This is a genomic window from Devosia soli (assembly GCF_000970455.1).
Taxonomy (GTDB): domain Bacteria; phylum Pseudomonadota; class Alphaproteobacteria; order Rhizobiales; family Devosiaceae; genus Devosia; species Devosia soli.
The window spans coordinates 480409-498483 of sequence record NZ_LAJG01000005.1; the positions used below are offsets into that span (position 1 = coordinate 480409).

At 61.9% G+C, this 18075-nt stretch carries 19 protein-coding genes; 11 read left to right on the top strand and 8 right to left on the bottom strand.

Features of this window, described 5'->3' with window-relative positions; translation table 11 throughout:
- The first annotated feature begins 77 nt into the window (after nucleotides 1-77).
- A complete protein-coding gene (locus VW35_RS03120; protein WP_052951453.1) occupies nucleotides 78-716 on the top strand; it encodes an outer membrane protein in 639 nt (212 codons plus the stop codon).
- Between the two features lie 65 nt (nucleotides 717-781).
- On the opposite strand, the gene VW35_RS03125 is transcribed toward VW35_RS03120, so the two are convergent.
- From VW35_RS03125 to fabD, 8 genes are all read right to left on the bottom strand, one after another.
- Nucleotides 782-2014: an MFS transporter gene (locus VW35_RS03125; RefSeq protein ID WP_046141499.1), complete on the bottom strand. Its 1233-nt coding sequence runs from the start codon at nucleotides 2012-2014 to the stop codon at nucleotides 782-784.
- A 2-nt stretch (nucleotides 2015-2016) separates the two neighbouring features.
- Nucleotides 2017-2655, bottom strand: coding sequence for a guanylate kinase (gmk, locus tag VW35_RS03130; protein WP_046141500.1), 639 nt, complete (start codon nucleotides 2653-2655; stop codon nucleotides 2017-2019).
- Between the two features lie 11 nt (nucleotides 2656-2666).
- Complete coding sequence (locus VW35_RS03135; protein ID WP_244465811.1) at nucleotides 2667-3551, bottom strand: YicC/YloC family endoribonuclease; 885 nt, start codon at nucleotides 3549-3551, stop codon at nucleotides 2667-2669.
- Nucleotides 3548-4669, bottom strand: a complete 1122-nt coding sequence (gene mltG, locus VW35_RS03140; RefSeq protein WP_046141502.1) for an endolytic transglycosylase MltG — start codon at nucleotides 4667-4669, stop codon at nucleotides 3548-3550. Before mltG ends, VW35_RS03135 begins: the two co-directional genes overlap by 4 nt.
- Before the next feature lie 146 nt (nucleotides 4670-4815).
- Nucleotides 4816-6078 carry a beta-ketoacyl-ACP synthase II gene (fabF, locus tag VW35_RS03145; protein ID WP_046141717.1) on the bottom strand — a complete coding sequence of 421 codons (1263 nt, stop codon included), beginning with the start codon at nucleotides 6076-6078 and terminating at the stop codon, nucleotides 4816-4818.
- Between the two features lie 27 nt (nucleotides 6079-6105).
- Nucleotides 6106-6342, bottom strand: coding sequence for an acyl carrier protein (locus VW35_RS03150; protein ID WP_046103861.1), 237 nt, complete (start codon nucleotides 6340-6342; stop codon nucleotides 6106-6108).
- A 228-nt stretch (nucleotides 6343-6570) separates the two neighbouring features.
- Nucleotides 6571-7308 (bottom strand): 3-oxoacyl-[acyl-carrier-protein] reductase, encoded by a 738-nt coding sequence (gene fabG, locus VW35_RS03155; protein ID WP_046141503.1) that lies wholly within the window; start codon nucleotides 7306-7308, stop codon nucleotides 6571-6573.
- Nucleotides 7309-7337: 29 nt separating this feature from the next.
- Nucleotides 7338-8288: an ACP S-malonyltransferase gene (fabD, locus tag VW35_RS03160; RefSeq protein WP_046141504.1), complete on the bottom strand. Its 951-nt coding sequence runs from the start codon at nucleotides 8286-8288 to the stop codon at nucleotides 7338-7340.
- A 123-nt stretch (nucleotides 8289-8411) separates the two neighbouring features.
- On the opposite strand from fabD, the gene VW35_RS03165 reads away from it, so the two are divergent.
- The 10 genes from VW35_RS03165 to VW35_RS03210 all read left to right on the top strand — a co-directional run bounded on the left by VW35_RS03165 (nucleotide 8412) and on the right by VW35_RS03210 (nucleotide 18069).
- Entirely contained in the window at nucleotides 8412-9860 is a 1449-nt protein-coding gene (locus tag VW35_RS03165) for a GGDEF domain-containing protein (protein WP_046141505.1), read from the top strand.
- 222 nt (nucleotides 9861-10082) lie between these two features.
- A complete protein-coding gene (gene rpsF / locus VW35_RS03170; protein WP_046141506.1) occupies nucleotides 10083-10481 on the top strand; it encodes a 30S ribosomal protein S6 in 399 nt (132 codons plus the stop codon).
- 18 nt (nucleotides 10482-10499) lie between these two features.
- A complete protein-coding gene (gene rpsR / locus VW35_RS03175) occupies nucleotides 10500-10754 on the top strand; it encodes a 30S ribosomal protein S18 (RefSeq protein ID WP_035083777.1) in 255 nt (84 codons plus the stop codon).
- A 218-nt stretch (nucleotides 10755-10972) separates the two neighbouring features.
- Nucleotides 10973-11539 carry a 50S ribosomal protein L9 gene (rplI, locus tag VW35_RS03180; RefSeq protein ID WP_046141507.1) on the top strand — a complete coding sequence of 189 codons (567 nt, stop codon included), beginning with the start codon at nucleotides 10973-10975 and terminating at the stop codon, nucleotides 11537-11539.
- 160 nt (nucleotides 11540-11699) lie between these two features.
- Complete coding sequence (locus tag VW35_RS03185; protein ID WP_046141508.1) at nucleotides 11700-12293, top strand: hypothetical protein; 594 nt, start codon at nucleotides 11700-11702, stop codon at nucleotides 12291-12293.
- Nucleotides 12294-12455: 162 nt separating this feature from the next.
- On the top strand, nucleotides 12456-13940 hold the full coding sequence (locus VW35_RS03190) for a replicative DNA helicase (protein ID WP_046141509.1): 1485 nt from the start codon (nucleotides 12456-12458) through the stop codon (nucleotides 13938-13940).
- A gap of 2 nt (nucleotides 13941-13942) precedes the next feature.
- Nucleotides 13943-15073, top strand: a complete 1131-nt coding sequence (alr, locus tag VW35_RS03195; RefSeq protein WP_046141510.1) for an alanine racemase — start codon at nucleotides 13943-13945, stop codon at nucleotides 15071-15073.
- Nucleotides 15074-15135: 62 nt separating this feature from the next.
- Nucleotides 15136-15723 (top strand): DUF1697 domain-containing protein, encoded by a 588-nt coding sequence (locus VW35_RS03200; protein ID WP_046141511.1) that lies wholly within the window; start codon nucleotides 15136-15138, stop codon nucleotides 15721-15723.
- Nucleotides 15724-15847: 124 nt separating this feature from the next.
- Nucleotides 15848-17248, top strand: coding sequence for a DNA repair protein RadA (gene radA, locus VW35_RS03205; protein ID WP_046141512.1), 1401 nt, complete (start codon nucleotides 15848-15850; stop codon nucleotides 17246-17248).
- Nucleotides 17249-17436: 188 nt separating this feature from the next.
- Entirely contained in the window at nucleotides 17437-18069 is a 633-nt protein-coding gene (locus VW35_RS03210; protein WP_083982364.1) for a CvpA family protein, read from the top strand.
- Nucleotides 18070-18075: the final 6 nt, after the last annotated feature.

An 18075-nucleotide genomic window follows, 5' to 3' on the forward strand; every position in this document is an offset into this window, starting at 1 on the left:
CCAGGTTAGGTTTTGGCGTAAGACGGCATTAACCATGTTCGTTCAGATTTCCCTCACCATAAATGAGGGCAGCTTCAATGAACCGTCACACCGTCGCTTTGGCAGCAGCCCTGTTTGCCGCTGGCAGTTCGTCTCTTGCCCTGGCGGCTGATGTTGATGTCGATGCGTCGATTCCAGACGTGAATTACGGCCTCCAGGTCCGGAACTGGGATGGCCCGTTTGTCGGCGTCTTCGGTGGATATGAGCACGGCACCGTCACATCCCCTATCACCTTCGATCTCAATGGTGCGATGTTGGGCGTCAATGCCGGTACTAACTTCACGCTTGAGAATGGCGTGGTGCTGGGCGTCGTCGGCGATATCGCGTGGTCGAATGCTAGTGACCCCGACGTAATCGCTCCGCCCGGTGCGTTCGATGTGAACTGGTTCGGCAGCGTGCGCGGCAAGGTCGGCTACGATGCGGGCGCCTTCATGCCTTACCTCACGGGTGGTCTGGCGATCGCTGGCGGCAAGCTGACGGCGTCGACGGGTGATGTCGTTGCCTCGAACGCGCACTATGGCTGGACCTTGGGCGCGGGCGTCGAGGTCAAGGCGACCGAAAATATCGGGATCGATGTGTCCTATCGCTACTCCGACTATGGGGCGCGCGCCTATGGCGTGACCGACTGGAAGTTTGCGACGCATCAGATCACGGCGGGCGTGAACTGGCATTTCTGAACGTCTATCGCCTGAGCAAACCAAAAGCCTGCCCTTTCGCTAGGGCAGGCTTTTGGTTTTGAAGGTTATTGCGCCAAGGGACCTTGCGCCGGCTGTTCGGCTTCGGGGAGTGGCGCGATGAAGGCTAGCCGGATGGCGACCAGCACTGCAAGGACAGTCGCCGTGCCGCAGACGAAGAGGACGCCGGGCCAGTTCCAGGCGGTCCAGGCATAGCCACCGAGCGTGCCGAGGGACGAGGCGCCGAGATAATAGGCGACCAGATAGAGGGCGGAAGCCTGGGCCTTGCCGGTGCGGGCGCGGCGGGTGACCCAGGCGCTGGCAACGCCATGGGCGGCGAAGAAGCCCATGGTGGCGATGGCGAGGCCGAGGATGGTGATGGCGGTGTTCTCGAAGGCGGTCAGCGCCATGCCGGAACCCATCAGCGTGACAAGCGCCCAGAAGACCTTGCGGCGGCCGAGACGTTGGGAGAGGCCACCGGCCCAAGTGGAGCTGAGGCTGCCCAACAAATAGACGAGGAAGATGGCAGCGATGGCCGAATGGCTGAGAAGGAAGGGCGGCAGGGCCAGACGGAAGCCGGCATAGTTGTAGAGCGTGACGAAGGCGCCCATGAGCAAGAAGGAGCTAGCGAAGAGCCAGGGGAGCGCGGCATCGGCAAAGCTCGCGCGGCAACGGCGCCAGAGTTCGGGCAGGCGAATGGGATCCCGAACCGAACGGCGCGGCTGGGGCAAAAGCACGATGACGGCGAGGACCGCTGCCATGATGAGCGCGGCGAGAATGCCGGTGCCGAGGCGCCAGCCGAGCAGGTCGGAGAGAATGCCGGAAATGACGCGGCCGGCCATGCCGCCGATGGCGGTGCCGCCGATGTAAAGGCCCATGGAAAAGCCGAGGCCATCGGCGTCCATTTCCTCGGAGAGATAGACCATGGCGACGGCGGGAATACCGGCGAGGGAAAGGCCCATGGCGGTGCGGAGGGCGATGAGCTGCCACCAGGTTTGCGCGAGCGGCAGGAGGAGGCCCAGAAGAGCGGTGATGGCAAGGGCGCCGACCATGAGGCGACGGCGGCCGAGGCGATCGGAGACGAAGCTGGCGGGGATCAGCGCAACGGCCATGGTGGCCGTGGTGACTGACAGCGCCAGGGAAGCAGTGCCGGCGTCACGCACCCAGTATTGGGCGAACATGGGCAGCAAGGGCTGCACCGAATAGAGCGACGCGAAGACCGAAAAGGCCGAGAGGAAGAAGGCGACGTTTGCGCGCAGAAATTCAGGCGTGCCGCGACGGATGCCCGGCACTGCCGGCATGGTCAGGCGGGGCCGATCTGGTTTTGCAGATCGCGCACGAAACCATCGAGGTCGCGCTGGCGCTTACGTTCCAGACGGGCCGAGGCCAAGATGGCGCGGACGCGGGCGACGGAAAGTTCGAGGTCTTCGTTGACGAGGACATAGTCGTATTCGTTGTAATGATCCATCTCGCGGCGCGCGTTCTTGAGGCGCTTTTCGATGGTGCCGACGCTGTCCTGAGCGCGGCGTTCGAGACGGGCGCGCAGTTCCTTGATCGAGGGCGGCAGGATGAAGACCGTGACCATGTCGGCGCGGCACTTTTCATAAAGCTGCAGCGTGCCCTGATAATCGATGTCGAAGAGGATGTCGTTGCCGGCGGAGAGCTGTTCTTCGACGCGGGCGCGCGGGGTGCCGTAGAAATTGCCGTGGACTTCAGCCGATTCAAGCAGACCGCCGTCGCGGCGCATCTGCTCGAAGGTCGGCACATCGATGAAATGATAATGCTTGCCATCGATCTCGTCGGTACGGCGGGCGCGGGTCGTGACCGAAACGGAAAGCTTGATATTGGGATCGGCGCCGAAAAGGGCGCGCGAGATCGAGGATTTTCCGGCGCCCGAAGGCGAGGCGAGGACGAGCATGACGCCGCGGCGCTGAAAATCCATGAGAAGCTACTCTACTCGATGTTTTGGACTTGCTCGCGTAGTTGATCGATCGCTGCCTTGAGGTCAAGGCCGATGGCGGTCAGCTCCACTGCGTTCGATTTCGAGCAAAGCGTATTGGCTTCGCGATTGAACTCCTGAGCGAGAAAATCGAGGCGGCGGCCCACTGGGCCGGCGCTGGCGAGAAGCGCGCGGGCGCCGGCAATGTGGGCGCGGAGGCGATCGATCTCTTCCTGGATATCGGCCTTGGTCGCGAGCACAAGGGCTTCCTGGGCAAGGCGCTCGGGGGAGATGTCGGCCTCCTGACGAAGGGAGGCGACCTGCTGGCTGAGGCGGGCAGCTATGGTTTCGCGCGAACGGGCAGGATGAGCATCGGCCTGATTGACCAGCCCGGCGATAACGTCGATCTGTGCGGCGAGAATTTCGGCGATGCGGGCGCCTTCCTGAAGGCGCGATTGAAGAAGGCCGGCGATCGCTTCGCGGGCAGCGCCCATAAGGATGGGTTCAAGACCTTCTTCGTCGAGTCCCCTGCCCTCTTCGACGGTGAGGACGCCGGGAAGGGCGAGAATGCCATCGAGCGTGGGTCGCTGTGCATCAAGATGCATGGCCAGCGAATCCATTGCGGCAAGTACGATCTTGAGCGCGGCCTCATTGACCGTCACGGCACCGGAGGGCCCCTGCCGCTCGATGGAGACAGCCAGATTGACCGATCCGCGCGAAAGCGACTGGCCAACGAGCTGGCGCAACGGGATATCAAAGGCATCAAGGCCCGGGGCGAGGCGCGTGCGAATATCGAGGCCGCGGCCATTGACCGACTTGAGCTCGACGCGGAGACGCCCGGCGCCAAAGGCGGCGTCTGACCGGGCATAGCCGGTCATGCTCGCAAGGCGGGATGTCACTGACCGGTGCCCTGGGCGTCAGTCGCCTGTTGCGCTTCTTCTGCTTCCAGGGCCTGGCGGGCGGCTTCCGCCTCTTGGGCGGCCTGCTCGGCAGACTGGCGCTCGATCTCCCGATACCGCGCGACATTTTCCTGATGCTCGGCATAAGTCTCGGCAAAGACGTGGCCATCGCGCGGGGATGCGCCCTTGGCGACGAAATAGAGATAGTTGTGGTCATCCGGATGGGCGACGGCTTCCAGCGCATCAATGCCGGGGTTGGCGATCGGCGTCGGGGGAAGACCATCGATCTGGTAGGTATTGTAGGGCGTTTCTTCCTGAATTTCGGAACGGCGCAGGCCGCGTTCGAGCTGTGACTGGCCCTTGGTGATGCCATAGATGATCGTCGGATCGGACTGGAGGCGCATGCCTTCACGCAGGCGATTGACAAAAACGGCGGCGACCTGGGGACGTTCTTCGGGAACGCCGGTTTCACGCTCGACGATGGACGCGAGGATGAGAAGCTGCGCGGGTGACTCGAGCGGCAGATCCGCCTCGCGACCCTCCCACACTTCGTTTAGCGCCGTGGTCATCGCCGCCTGCATGCGGTCGATCACGGACTGGCGGGTATCGCCGGGAATATAATCGTAGCTGCCGGGAAGGATCGATCCTTCCGGTGGCAGGGTGTCGATGGTTCCGGTCAGGCGATCATCAGCGTTGACGCGCTGCACGACCTGCCAGGAGGTCCAGCCTTCCGGAATGGTGACGGCATAACGGATCGGCGTGCCGGTCGTCAGCTCGTTGAGGATTTCGGACATGCTTGCGTGCGCAGGGATGGTGAAATCGCCAGCCTTGACGGTGGTGTTTTCGGCGACGCGGCTGCCGAACTGGCTGAAGATCAGCGCATTGGAAATAAAACCCTGCTCTTCGAGGCGGCTGGCCGTGGTCGACAGCGCATTGCCGGTCTCGACGCGGAAGACGCGTTCTTCGGGCAGCGGACCATCGCCATAATATTGCGAAGCGACGAAGAGGAAACCACCGCCAACGACGACGAGGCCGATTACCAGCAAGGTAAGGAGTGCATTGAGCACATCGACGAGACCATTGGACGAGCGGCGGCGGCGTTTACGTCGTTCGTTCATCGTTGGGAATCACCTCTGGCCCGTTTCGGCATCTTATTAGCCGCCACAGAGTGGCGAAGCGGCGGCATTGTTTGCAATGGATTTGAATAAAAACAAGGGGCACGTTGCCTGGTCTGGCAACGTGCCCCTCTTGATCATCGAAAAAATCAGGCGACCTTGCGCATGACCAGCGTCGCATTGGTGCCGCCAAAGCCGAAGCTATTGGACAGCGCCACGTTGATTTCCTTCTTGAGCGCCACCTTGGGGACAAGGTTGATCGGCGTTTCGACGGAGGGATTATCAAGGTTGAGCGTCGGCGGGGCGATGCCGTCGCGCATGGCGAGAAGGCAGAAGATGGCTTCGACCGAACCTGCAGCACCAAGAAGGTGACCGATGGCCGACTTGGTCGAGCTCATCACGCGGCCTTCGGCGGCAGCGCCCAAGACGCGGGTGACGGCGCCGAGTTCGATTTCGTCGCCAAGCGGCGTCGAGGTGCCGTGGGCGTTGATATAATCGATTTCGGAAGCCGAAATACCGGCGCGCTTGACAGCGGCGCTCATGGCGCGGAAGCCACCATCGCCATCCGGCGCGGGCGCCGTGATGTGATAGGCGTCGCCCGAGAGGCCATAGCCGATGATTTCGCCATAGATCTTGGCGCCGCGGGCCTTGGCGCGCTCATAGTCTTCGAGCACGACGATGCCGGCGCCTTCACCCATAACGAAGCCGTCGCGATCCTTATCATAAGGACGGGACGCGGCGGTCGGATTGTCGTTGAAGCCAGTCGAAAGCGCGCGCGCGGCAGCGAAGCCAGCGAGCGACAGACGATTGACGCAGCTTTCGGCGCCACCGGCCACCATCACATCGGCATCGCCGAGCGCGATCAGCCGGGCCGCATCGCCGATGGCGTGGGCGCCGGTCGAACAGGCGGTGACGACGGAATGGTTCGGCCCCTTGAGGCCGAAGCGGATCGACACGTGGCCGGAGGCCAGGTTGATCAGACGGCCCGGAATAAAGAACGGGCTGATGCGGCGCGGACCCTTTTCGTGCAGCGTGACGGAGGCATCATAGATGCCGCCGATGCCGCCAATGCCAGAGCCGATCAGGACGCCAGTGCGCTCCTGTTCTTCCTGGGTCTTGGGTTCTACACCCGCATTCTGGATGGCCTGGGTGGCAGCAGCCATGGCATAGACGATGAAATCGTCGACCTTGCGCTGTTCCTTGGCTTCCATCCACTCGTCGGGATTGTATTTGCCCTCGGCATAATCCCCGAGGGGTAGCCGATGGGCGATTTGGCAGGCGATATCATCGACCTGGAAGTCGTCGATACGCTTGGCTCCACTCTTGCCTGCGATAATATTGGCCCAGGTGGCCTCCACTCCGCAACCAAGGGGCGTGACAAGCCCCATTCCGGTGACGACGACTCGGCGCAGTTCCATGTCTATCCCTGCCCGGCCAGCTTAGCTGGTGGCCTTGGTCAGGAAAGCCACGGCGTCGCCGAACGTCTGGATCGACTCGGCAGCGTCGTCGGGGATCTCGACCGAGAATTCTTCCTCGAAAGCCATCACCAGCTCGACCTGATCGAGCGAGTCGGCGCCCAGATCGTCGATGAAGCTGGCCTTTTCGGTGACCTTCTCGGCGTCCACATTGAGGTGTTCCACAACGATCTTGCGGACCCGATCAGCGACATCGCTCATATTTGACTTCCCTTTTTAGAAATCGACGTTTCGTTTCGCTTCTTATTGGCGATGCGCCAATTCAGCAAGCTCGGTTTTGACTTTGCCGGGGCGCAATGTAAGCGGCCTTTCAGGCGCTCGCAAGGGAACCGGCAAGAGTTAACGCGGCGGCGAGTAACACGTTTCAAAATGCTTTGCCAGCCGCGCGAACCTTGGTTTCCAAGGGTTTTGGACCCTTGAAACCGCGATTTAGATCATTGCCATGCCGCCATTGACGTTAAGAGTATGGCCCGTGATGTAGGCCGCAGCGTCGCTGGCGAGGAAGACGGCGCAGGCGGCAACTTCCTGTGCAGTGCCGAGGCGATTGGCCGGAATGGTCGACAGGATGGTCTCGCGCTGCTTGTCGTTGAGTTCGTCAGTCATGGCCGAGGCGATGAAGCCAGGCGCGATGGAATTGACGGTGATGTTACGGCTCGCGACTTCATGGGCGAGCGCCTTGTTCATGCCGATAAGGCCGGCCTTGGAGGCAGCGTAGTTGCCCTGCCCCGGATTGCCCATGACCCCGACAACAGAGGAGATGCCGATGATGCGGCCCCAGCGTTGCTTCATCATGCCCCGCAGGACTGCGCGGTTGAGGTGAAAAGCGGCGGTGAGATTGACCGCGATGACCTCGTCCCACTCTTCATCCTTCATCCGCATAAAGAGATTGTCGCGCGTCATGCCGGCATTGTTGACAAGGATATCGAGGCCGCCCATGGCCGCTTCGGCAGAGGGCACGAGCTTGTCGACGTCATCAAGCTTGGAGAGATTGCAGGGCAGGATCGGGCAATCCTCGCCGATTTCCTTGGCTGTATCCTCAAGCGCGCCAACGCGAGTGCCCGAGAGCGCGACAGTGGCGCCCGCTGCGGCCAAGGCTTTGGCGATTTCGCGGCCGATGCCGCCGCTGGCGCCGGTAACGAGGGCGCGCTTGCCGGTCAAATCGAACATTTTTATTCCTCGGGTCAGGCTATCTGGGGTCAAGCGGTGACGACAGTGACGAAGGCGTCGATATCGGACGGGGTGCCGACAGACTGGGTCGCGACATCGGGGGCGATGCGTTTGGCAAGGCCGGAGAGCACCTTGCCGGTGCCCAATTCGACAAGCTGGGTGACGCCACCTTCGCCGGCAAGCCAGGTGACGGTCTCGGTCCAGCGGACGACGCCGGTGACCTGCTCGACGAGGCGCTGGCGGATTTCGGCAGGATCGGTGATGGGGGCGGCCAGAACGTTGGCGACGAGCGGAACCACCGGAGCTTTCATCTCGACTTCAGCGAGCGCGGCGGCCATGGCTTCAGCGGCAGGCTGCATGAGAGAGCAATGGAATGGCGCGCTGACCGGGAGCATGAGCGCGCGCTTGGCGCCTTTGCCCTTGGCGATTTCGAGCGCCCGTTCAATGGCTGAAACGGCTCCGGAAACGACGACCTGGCCGGGGGCATTGTCATTGGCGACCTGGCAGACTTCTCCCTGAGCGGCTTCCCCGGCGACGGCGCGGGCAGTTTCAAGATCAAGGCCAAGAAGCGCTGCCATAGCGCCATGGCCGACCGGGACAGCCTTTTGCATCGCCTGGCCGCGGGTGCGCAGGAGACGGGCGGTATCCGACAGGGAAAACGTGCCAGCTGCGCAAAGAGCCGAATATTCGCCGAGCGAATGGCCTGCTACGAACCTGGCATGATCGGCAAGGCGAACACCACGACTTTCAAGAACGCGCAGGACGGCAATGCTCGAGGCCATCAGCGCCGGCTGCGCATTTTCAGTGAGGCGCAGGACGTCTTCGGGGCCTTCGAACATGATGGCCGACAGTTTTTGACCGAGCGCATCGTCCACCTCGTCGAAGACGGCGCGCGCTTCGGGATAAGCGTCAGCCAGTTCCTTGCCCATGCCGACGGCCTGGCTGCCCTGGCCTGGAAAGGTGAAAGCTGAACTCGTCATGGCATATCTCCGGAAATGCGGGCGGTTGCGAGGCTTTGCCGAGTGAATTTGGCGAAGTCAAGCAATCTCTATTTAGGAATTTGAGGCAAGAATTGCGCGCAAAAGCGATTTTTCGGAGACGCCATGGATAATTTTAGCCCAGCGGCATCCCGCAACCCGCTGTTCCGAAATCCCGCGATTGCCGCGGTGGTGACGGCTTGCCTTGTTTTCATCTCGAGCCTTGCCGGCTTCTGGGCCGAGGCGGTGGCGCCTCATGTCGGGCTTTGGCCGGCCAATGCCATATTGCTGGGGATATTGGCGATCCATCCGCGCGCCAACAATCCGCTAAGCTGGGCGCTGATCGTTGCCGGCTATGTTTTGCCCTGGCTTCTCGTGGGCGACGATCTGACAAGCGCGCTCTGGCATAGTGGGGTCAATATCGTCACGGTAGCCTTCGGGGTGATGCTGTTCCGTTTTTCTGAGCCGCGTATCTCGCCGATCACCAATCCATCGGGGCTCGTGACGCTTTTTGCGATCATGATCGCCACGGCTGCGCTTGCGGGACTGGTCGGTGGGCTCTCGCCCCTGCCGAGCATGGATGCCGCTTGGATCGGACGGATCTTAAGCCGGGGTGCGACCGAATTTGCCAATCTCACGATCTTCCTACCGCTTGTGGTGGCGGGCGTGATGATACAGGGACCGCCGCGCCTGCGCACGCCGCGCGATCGGGGCAAGCTCATTCGCCACGGCGCCGCGCTGGGCACGCTGGCCGTCTCCTGCATGCTGATGGTGGTGATCGGCGGGCCGGGCGCATTCGTTTTTTATCTTCCGGCGCTCATCTGGTGCTCGACGCGCATTCGCTCCCGCTTTGCCTTCATGCTCTCGGGGGCAACGGCGGTCTGGACGCTGGCGACGGTGCCGGCCGGGCTGGTGCTGCTCGGCGAAGGGCACAATCACATCACGACGAGCCTCGACATGGCGTCGTTCCGGCTGGGCGTCGGCTTCGTAACCCTCGGGGCCATTGCCGTGGTGGCGCTCAACGCTTTCTGGCGACGCGAGCATCACGAGCGCATGCAGCGGGCCAATTTCGACGAACTGACCGGCCTGCTCATGCGCAAGGATTTTTACGAGAGCGCCGAATTCATGCTCAAGCGGCTGAAACCGGGCGCGACGAGCGTTGCCATCGCCATCGACATCGACCGGTTCCGCAATATTAACGACCGGCATGGGCAGCCGGCGGGCGACCAGGTGTTGCAGACGGTTGCGGACCTGCTGACGGCCAATATCAGGCGGGGCGATATCGTCGGGCGCCTGGGCGGAGAGGAATTCGCCATCGTGCTGCCGGGCGCGGGGCTGGAAGAGGGCAACAGGGTTGCCGAGCGCATGCGTGAAGCGATCGCCGATGAACCGTTCCGCACGAGCGAGACCGAGTTCAGCGCCAGCGTCAGTATCGGGCTGGTCGAATTCCGCGCGCCGGCCGATCTTTCGCGCATGCTCAGCCTAGCCGACGAAGCGCTCTATGAGGCAAAGAGCGCGGGGCGCAATCGCGTCGTCGCACACACGAGCGAGACGATCGCCGGCAGCGCTGCCTAGGCCCAAGCCTTGCAATAGGGCTGCATCTGCTTTATAGCGCGCCCAGCAATTCGTTTGGCCGGGGGCTGAACGGAGGGTTTTTCCTTTTGGAAGAACAGGATCCTGAACGAGTCCGGCCTCCCGTGTTCCCGCTCTTTGCAAGACTGCTTTGACGCCTTTCCGGCTTCGAAGGGGCTCCGCGCCAGCGAAACGCTTATGACAACTGAAAGGAAGGCGCACTCAATGGCCCTTTACGAACACATCTTCCTGGCGCGCCAGGACGTTTCCCAGCAGCAGGTCGAAGAACTGACCGCGCAGCTGACCGAAATCCTGTCCCAGGGTGGCGGTAAGGTTACCAAGAACGAATATTGGGGCCTCAAGGGTCTCTCCTACCGCATCCGCAAGAACCGCAAGGCTCACTACACGCTGCTCAACATCGACGCTTCGGCTCCGGCCGTTGCCGAAATGGAACGCCAGATGCGCATCAATGAAGACGTTCTGCGCTTCATGACCGTGCGCGTCGACGAGCTGGAAGAAGGCCCGTCCGCGATGATGCAGAAGCGCGATCGTGACGATCGTGATGGCGGTGGCCGTGGCGATCGTGGTGGCCCGTCGGGCGACCGTCGTCCGCGCCGCTTCTAAGATAAGGAACGCATAGCCATGGCTATTAAAGACCTCACCACTTCCCAGGCCCGTCGTCCGTTCCAGCGTCGTCGCAAGACCTGCCCGTTCTCGGGCGAAGGCGCACCGAAGATCGACTACAAGGACGTCCGCCTGCTCTCGCGTTACGTTTCCGAGCGCGGCAAGATCGTCCCGAGCCGCATCACCGCCGTTTCTGCAAAGAAGCAGCGTGAACTAGCTCGCGCGATCAAGCGCGCCCGCTTCATCGGCATCATGCCGTATGCGGTCAAGTAAGCTCGCTGGGCAGGCGATCTAGCGGCGGTTCGCTGCGCTTCCGGTGCTCACGTACTCATGTACGCTCCGCTCCGGTTCTCGCGAACCACCACTATCTCATCCAGCCCAACGGCTTCCTTTCGGCATACCAGTGCCGGACAAAACAATACCCGCTGGGGTTGCGGATGGTCCGCGGCTCCTAACCGTCTTAAAGACGGGACAGCCAAAGGAATAAAAGAATGAAGGTCATTCTGCTCGAGCGGATCGGTCGCACCGGCACCATCGGCGACGAAGTCAATGTGAAGGACGGCTTTGCCCGTAACTTCCTCCTGCCCCAGGGCAAGGCTCTTCGCGCCACCGAAGCCAACCGCAAGCGTTTCGAAAACGAACGCGCCCATATCGAACAGCGCAACGAAGAGCGCCGTAACGCCGCTGCCGGTATCGCCGAAGGCCTTAATGGCCGTACCGTCGTGATCATCCGCCAGGCCGGCGAAACCGGTCAGCTTTACGGTTCGGTCGCCGCTCGCGACGTCGTCGAGGCCCTGGCCAATGACGGCTTCACCGTGCAGCGCAACCAGGTCGATCTCGCCGATCCGATCAAGTCGGTCGGCGTGCACACCGTGCCGCTCGCTCTCCACCCGGAAGTTGCCGTTTCGATCACCGTCAACGTCGCTCGCTCGGCTGATGAAGCCGAACGTCAGGCACAGGGTGAAGACGTCACCGTCCACACCTTTGAAGACGACGAAAACAGCGACTTCGCCGCCGGCCAGAAGGACGCTGCTTCGGACGACCGTTTCGAAGAGTAGTCGCTTCTTATCGACGACTTTGAAAAGGCCGGGAAACCGGCCTTTTTCTTTGCCTTGGCGCAGGAAGCGGCTTCTGGGGCGAGCCTGTGTAATCCAGGGCTGGGGGCTTTTGGCTGCGCCGATATCTCACTATGATCGCGCCGTATTCAGGGAGCCCATCATGCGTATTGTTTTCGCCGCACTTGCAGCCGTGATACTGGCCGCTCCCGCCATGGCGCAGGATGGACGGACCTTCGTCGACCGCTTGCCGCTCGATACGCCTCAAGGTGCCGCGACGGCCTTTCTCGACGCTTTCAATGCAGAGGATTATGCCGCGGCCTATTATATGCTCTCGCCAGAGGCGAAGCAGACATTTGTCGACAGCTATTACACCTACACGGCGGGGCGCTATTTCACCGTTGGCGAAGGGGCGTTCATCGAAGGATCGCTGATGTCCGAAGCCGATATTGCGGACGAGGAAATCGCCGAAGTCGGCAGCGATACGGCGCTCATTTTCGACAACCTCGTCTTTCATGCACATGAGAACGGCGAGATGCCGTTTGACCTGACCGATGCGAAAGTCGCGTCAGTGGAAGAGACCGGCGACGAGAACAAGGCAGTGGTGATCGTCGAGGGCGGCAAGCCGAGCCCGATCAGGATCGAGGCAGTGCATCTTTACAATGGCGACTGGCGGATCGACCGAATTCATTGGGCAGGCTCGGACGCGGCGCTCAAGCCTTGGGGCCCGGGCCACGGCAAGGTCAAGAATCGCTAGGGAGCGTTCACGTCTTGTTCGCATGACAAGAAAGCGCTAGAACTATCCCCGTTGTTCACAGTGTTAACAGGCTGTGGAATTTGTTAACCGCTGACCCGGTACGTGACTTGGGACTCTTGCCACGCCTGCGTGGTTTAAAAGGTTAACACACCCGAGGACACAATGGCTGAGATCGCACGGCTTCATCCGGTCGAAGACAAGTCGTTTCGCGTCGCCCCACACAATGTGGAGGCCGAGCAGGCGCTGCTGGGCGCTATCCTCATCAACAACGAAGCGTTTTACCGGGTCTCGGATTTCCTCGAACCCGAGCATTTCTACGAACCGGTGCATCGCGACATCTATGACATCACCAGCAAGGTGATCCGGGCCGGCAAATCGGCGGATCCTACGACGATCAAGATCCACCTTCCCGATCAACTACTGCCTGAAGTGACCATGTCGCAATATCTGGCGCGGCTTGCGGCTGAAGCGACGACGGTCATCAATGCCGGTGACTACGGGCAGGCGATTTACGATCTCGCCATCCGCCGCAACCTGATCCTCGTCGGCGAGGAGATGGTTTCGGTCGCCTATGAATCCGACGTCGAGATGACGCCGACCAAGCAGATCGAAAAGGTCGAAGGCGAACTCTTCCAGCTGGCTGAAAAAGGCCGCTACGATGGGGGTTTTCAGGCTTTCGGAACGGCGCTCAATGCCTCGATCCGCATGGCCGGGGAGGCCTTCCAGCGCGATGGCGGCCTTTCGGGCGTCGCGACGGCACTGCATGACCTCGACCGGCAGATGGGCGGCTTGCAGCGCTCGGACTTGATCATCCTGGCCGGCCGCCCGGCCATGGGCAAGACCTCGCTCGTGACCAATATCGCCTACAATGTCGCCAAGGCCTGGCGGGGCGATGTGACGCCGGACGGACACAATAAAACGATCGATGGCGGTGTCGTCGGCTTTTTCAGCCTCGAAATGAGCTCGGAGCAGCTGGCGACGCGTATTCTTGCCGAGCAGGCAGAAATCTCGTCGTCGGACATCCGCCGCGGCCGCATCCACGATAGCCAGTTTTCAAAGCTGGTGGACGTCTCCAACATGATGAGCCGGGTGCCGCTTTATATCGACGATACCGGCGGCATCTCCGTCGCGCAGCTTGCGGCGCGTGCCCGCCGCCTGAAACGGCAGAAGGGGCTCGACCTGCTGATCGTCGACTACCTGCAGCTCCTTTCCGGCTCGTCCAAGTCTTCGAGCCAAAACCGCGTGCAGGAACTGACCGAAATCACGACGACGCTCAAGGCGCTGGCCAAGGAGCTCGAAGTTCCGGTGATCGCGCTTTCCCAGCTTTCCCGTCAGGTGGAAGCGCGTGACGACAAGCATCCACAGCTAGCGGATTTGCGCGAATCGGGTTCTATCGAGCAGGACGCCGACGTGGTGCTGTTCGTTTATCGCGAAGAGTACTATCTCAAGAACAAGGAACCCAAAGAGGGCACGCCGGAGCATATCGCCTGGCAAGGGGAAATGGAGAAGGTGCATGGCAAGGCGGAAGTCATCATTGCCAAGCAGCGCCATGGCCCGACCGGTACGGTGCAGCTGAGCTTCGAGGCGCAGTTCACCCGTTTCGGTAACCTCGCAAGGGCAGACTACCTGCCCGAACGCATGGAATAGGCATGAAGCTGACGTCTGGCCTTGGCGGCCAACTGACTGTCGACCTGGGGGCGCTGGCCCGCAACTGGCGCGCGCTCGACAAGGTAAGCCAGGGCGCGCTGACGGCTGCCGTGGTCAAGGCGGATGCCTATGGGACCGGCATCGAAATGGCGGCGACGGCGCTTTATGCGGCCGGGGCGCGCTTTTTTTTCGTTGCGACACCGGATGAGGGCGTTGCGGTGCGCACGGCGCTGCCCAATGCCCATATCTTCGTGCTAGACGGGCTCTATCCCGGGGCATCCAATCTTTACATCCGGCAGAACCTGATGCCGGTGATCTCCTCGATGGAGATGCTCGAAGAGTGGCTCGCCAAGTGCGTCGAGCGTAATGAAGCCTATCCCAGCGCCTTCCACTTCGACACCGGCATGAACCGGCTCGGCTTTCGGCTGAACGAGGCGGTGGTGGTGCGCGAGCGCATCGCGCGGCTGAGCTATGCGCCGCAGATGGTGATGAGTCACCTGGCCTGCGCCGATGTGCCGAACCACGAAAAGAACCGCACGCAGCTGGCGCTTTTCAGTTCGGTGATGAACCAGTTTCCGGGCATTCCGGCGTCCCTGGCCAATTCGGCGGGCCTGATGACGGGACGCGACTATCACTTCCAGATGGTGCGGCCGGGCATCGCGCTCTACGGCGGCCGGGCGGTCGTCGGGCGGCGCAACCCGATGGCCAATGTGGTGACGCTGCACGCCCCTGTCCTGCAGGTGCGAGAAGCGCGAACCGGGGAAACGGTCGGCTATGGCGCCGCCTATTCACTCTCGCGCGATAGCCGGCTGGCGGTTGTCGGCATCGGCTATGCCGATGGATTCCAGCGCGCACTTTCTTCGAACAATGCGCGGCCGGGCGGCAAGATGTTCGTCAATGGCCGGCTGTGTCCGGTGCTCGGCAAGATTTCGATGGACATGACCATCGTCGATGTCACCGATCTGGGGCCCAACTTGCCAAGGCCCGGCGAGGGCGTCGAGGTTTTTGGGCCGAATGTGAATATCGACGATCAGGCGGACGTGGCCGGCACGATCGGCTATGAAATGCTGACCTCTCTCAAGGGACGCTATTCGCGCAATTATGTCGGCACGGGCTATCTGCCCGAGCAGTAGGGACCGCCCCAGTTTTTGCGCAGCTGGCGCCGATCGGCTAGCGTGAGGCGGGGAGCGGATAAATGGCGACCAAGCCGAGCACTTATGTGATCTTGCTGCGCGCCATCGGCCCGGTGACGCACAGGCTAATGTCCATGGCGGCATGGCGGGAGGCTTCGGCTGTTGCGGGTTTCGAGGCCCCGGAAACGCTCGTCAATACGGGCAACATGATTGCCGGCTTCGATGGGTCGGCAATCAGGGCTTCCTTGGTGATGGCTGACCTACTGCAGGGCTTCGGGCTGGGCGAGAATGTCGTGCCAATCGTGCGGAAGCCAAGCGTCTTGCAGCGGCTTATCAAGGCCGATCCGATCGGCGAAGCGGCAATAAACCGGTCGAACCAGACCGGGGTCTATTTCTTTGCAGCCAGCAAGCCCGACTTTTCCTGGCTTGCCGCTTATGACGGACCAGAGGCCGTGCATGTGGTGCAGGATCATCTTGTCATCGACTTCAGGGGCGACGTGGCGCAGTCGGGTCGGCTGATCCGGCTCATCGACAAGCAATGCGGGGTCAATACCGCCCGGAACTGGAACAGCGTGCGTCGCATCGCCGAGCGGTGTGGGATGCGGGACAATTCGATGAGGTCCGCGAGCCGCTCGACCGGCGGTCCATGATCTGGGCGGTCGCCCTCCCGTCTCGCCATATCACGACGCTTCCATTAGCAGTTCGCTATTTGTTCTTGCCTGAAAAGCTGCATATGGCTAAATCGGAAAAGCGTTTCCTGTTGCGAGCAATCCATTGGCCAAGAGCAAATCCAATTTCGTATGCCAGGCCTGTGGTGCGGTAACAACCCGCTGGCAGGGGCGTTGCGATGCGTGCGGAGAATGGAACACCATTGTCGAAGAGATGGTGGACAGCGGCATCGGGGCGGGACCGAAGGCGGCAAAATCTGGCGGACGGCCCACCAATCTGCAGCCCCTTGCCGGTGAAACCGAAAGTGCGGCGCGGGTCGTCACGGGCATTGCAGAGCTCGATCGCGTGACCGGCGGCGGGTTCGTGAAGGGCTCGGCGCTGCTGGTCGGGGGCGATCCGGGAATCGGCAAATCGACGCTGCTGCTGCAATCGGCCGCCGCGCTCGCGAACAAAGGCAAACGCGTCATCTACGTTTCGGGCGAAGAAGCCGTGGCGCAGGTGCGGTTGCGGGCACAACGTCTAGGGCTCGGCGAGGCGGGCGTGTTGCTGGCGGCGGAGACTAATGTCGAGATCATTCTCGCCACGCTCGAAAATGGGCCGGCGCCGGACCTTGTCATCATCGATTCCATCCAGACGCTCTGGACCGACCGAGTGGAGAGCGCGCCGGGGACGGTGACGCAGGTGCGCACCTCTGCCCAAGCGCTGACGCGGCTGGCAAAAAAGACCGGCGCGGCAGTGGTGCTGGTGGGCCACGTGACCAAGGATGGACAAATCGCCGGACCGCGCGTCGTCGAGCACATGGTCGATGCGGTGCTCTATTTCGAGGGCGATTCGAGCCACACCTTCCGCATCCTGCGCGGGGTCAAGAACCGCTATGGCGCAACCGACGAGATCGGCGTCTTCGCCATGACCGAGCGCGGGCTCGAACAGGTGGCTAATCCCTCGGCGCTGTTTCTCGATCAGCGCGATGAAGACGCGGCGGGGTCAGCGGTTTTTGCCGGCATGGAGGGGACGCGACCGCTGTTGATCGAAATTCAGGCGCTGGTGGCCCCCTCCCCGCTGGGCACGCCCCGAAGGGCCGTGGTGGGCTGGGATTCCCAGCGCCTTTCGATGGTTCTAGCCGTGCTGGAGACACGCTGCGGTGTGCGGATCGGGGCGAACGACATCTATCTCAACGTCGCTGGCGGGCTAAAAATCTCCGAGCCGGCGGCGGATCTCGCGGTCGCTGCGGCGCTTATCTCCTCTTTGACCGGAGCACCGCTGCCCAAGGAAGCGGTTTACTTCGGCGAAATCTCCCTCGCTGGTGGGGTGCGGCCAGTGTCGCATGCGGGATTGCGGCTGCGGGAGGCGCAAAAGCTCGGCTTCCAATCGGTGGTCACCGGACGGGTCAATACCGTCGACAAAACGGCAGGGTTCGAGGTCACGGAGTTTTCGCAATTGTCGGAAATGGTTGGGCGGATCGCGGCCAATGGCAAGAAGCCGGTGGCCGAGCCGGAGCAATGGTAGCCGGGCGCGGATCGCTTTGCTCCGCAGTCGACGCGCCTCTTGCCTTCCAACCGGAACCCGCTTTGGGCCGACATGTTAAGAATATCTGAAAGTTCACGACCTTACGCGGCTCGTGGCTTGGCAGGGGCGACCAAAGTCGTTAAAGGTCGCGGCAACGAGCCGGGCGGCAACTGGAGACAGGCAGACATATGCTGACAGCGTTTGACGTTGGTGTGGGCGTGCTGGTGTTGATCTCGGCAATCCTGGCAACCGCCAGGGGCCTGACGCGCGAGGTGCTTTCGCTGGCGACCTGGGCCGGCTCTGCGGCCATCGCCATCTACATGTATCTCTATCATCCCGATATCGCCCAGCAGTATATCGCCGAAGAGATCGTGGCCAATATCGCTACGGTCGTCGTCAGCTTCATCGTGTCGCTGATCGTGCTGCATCTTTTGACCATGCGTATCGCCGATTTCGTGGTCGATAGCCGGATCGGGCCGATCGACCGCACGCTCGGGTTCATCTTCGGCGTCTTGCGCGGCATCCTGATCGCCATCGTGATCACGATTTTCGGCGTGTGGCTACTTGGGACCAACCTGCCGGAATGGGCGCGCAATTCGCAGTCGCTGCCCTACTTGCAGAACATGGGCGACACGCTGATCTCCATGCTCCCAGAAGGCCTCGAACAGCAGGTCAACGATATTCTCCAGGGCGGCGGCGCAGAACTGACCGCCGATCCGGAAGCTCCGACGACGCCGCAGGAAAGCGTGCCGGTCGACCCAAGCGTCGATGGCACGGTTGATCCGACCGAAGCTCCGGTCGACGGCGAAACGCAGATTTGAGGTGAA

Coding starts and splice junctions, on each gene's coding strand:
- VW35_RS03120 (WP_052951453.1), top strand. CDS start 78: ATGAACCGTCACACCGTCGCTTTGGCAGCAGCCCTGTTTGCCGCTGGC.
- VW35_RS03125 (WP_046141499.1), bottom strand. CDS start 2,014: ATGCCGGCAGTGCCGGGCATCCGTCGCGGCACGCCTGAATTTCTGCGC.
- gmk (WP_046141500.1), bottom strand. CDS start 2,655: ATGGATTTTCAGCGCCGCGGCGTCATGCTCGTCCTCGCCTCGCCTTCG.
- mltG (WP_046141502.1), bottom strand. CDS start 4,669: ATGAACGAACGACGTAAACGCCGCCGCCGCTCGTCCAATGGTCTCGTC.
- VW35_RS03150 (WP_046103861.1), bottom strand. CDS start 6,342: ATGAGCGATGTCGCTGATCGGGTCCGCAAGATCGTTGTGGAACACCTC.
- fabG (WP_046141503.1), bottom strand. CDS start 7,308: ATGTTCGATTTGACCGGCAAGCGCGCCCTCGTTACCGGCGCCAGCGGC.
- fabD (WP_046141504.1), bottom strand. CDS start 8,288: ATGACGAGTTCAGCTTTCACCTTTCCAGGCCAGGGCAGCCAGGCCGTC.
- VW35_RS03165 (WP_046141505.1), top strand. CDS start 8,412: ATGGATAATTTTAGCCCAGCGGCATCCCGCAACCCGCTGTTCCGAAAT.
- rpsF (WP_046141506.1), top strand. CDS start 10,083: ATGGCCCTTTACGAACACATCTTCCTGGCGCGCCAGGACGTTTCCCAG.
- rpsR (WP_035083777.1), top strand. CDS start 10,500: ATGGCTATTAAAGACCTCACCACTTCCCAGGCCCGTCGTCCGTTCCAG.
- rplI (WP_046141507.1), top strand. CDS start 10,973: ATGAAGGTCATTCTGCTCGAGCGGATCGGTCGCACCGGCACCATCGGC.
- VW35_RS03185 (WP_046141508.1), top strand. CDS start 11,700: ATGCGTATTGTTTTCGCCGCACTTGCAGCCGTGATACTGGCCGCTCCC.
- VW35_RS03190 (WP_046141509.1), top strand. CDS start 12,456: ATGGCTGAGATCGCACGGCTTCATCCGGTCGAAGACAAGTCGTTTCGC.
- alr (WP_046141510.1), top strand. CDS start 13,943: ATGAAGCTGACGTCTGGCCTTGGCGGCCAACTGACTGTCGACCTGGGG.
- VW35_RS03200 (WP_046141511.1), top strand. CDS start 15,136: ATGGCGACCAAGCCGAGCACTTATGTGATCTTGCTGCGCGCCATCGGC.
- VW35_RS03210 (WP_083982364.1), top strand. CDS start 17,437: ATGCTGACAGCGTTTGACGTTGGTGTGGGCGTGCTGGTGTTGATCTCG.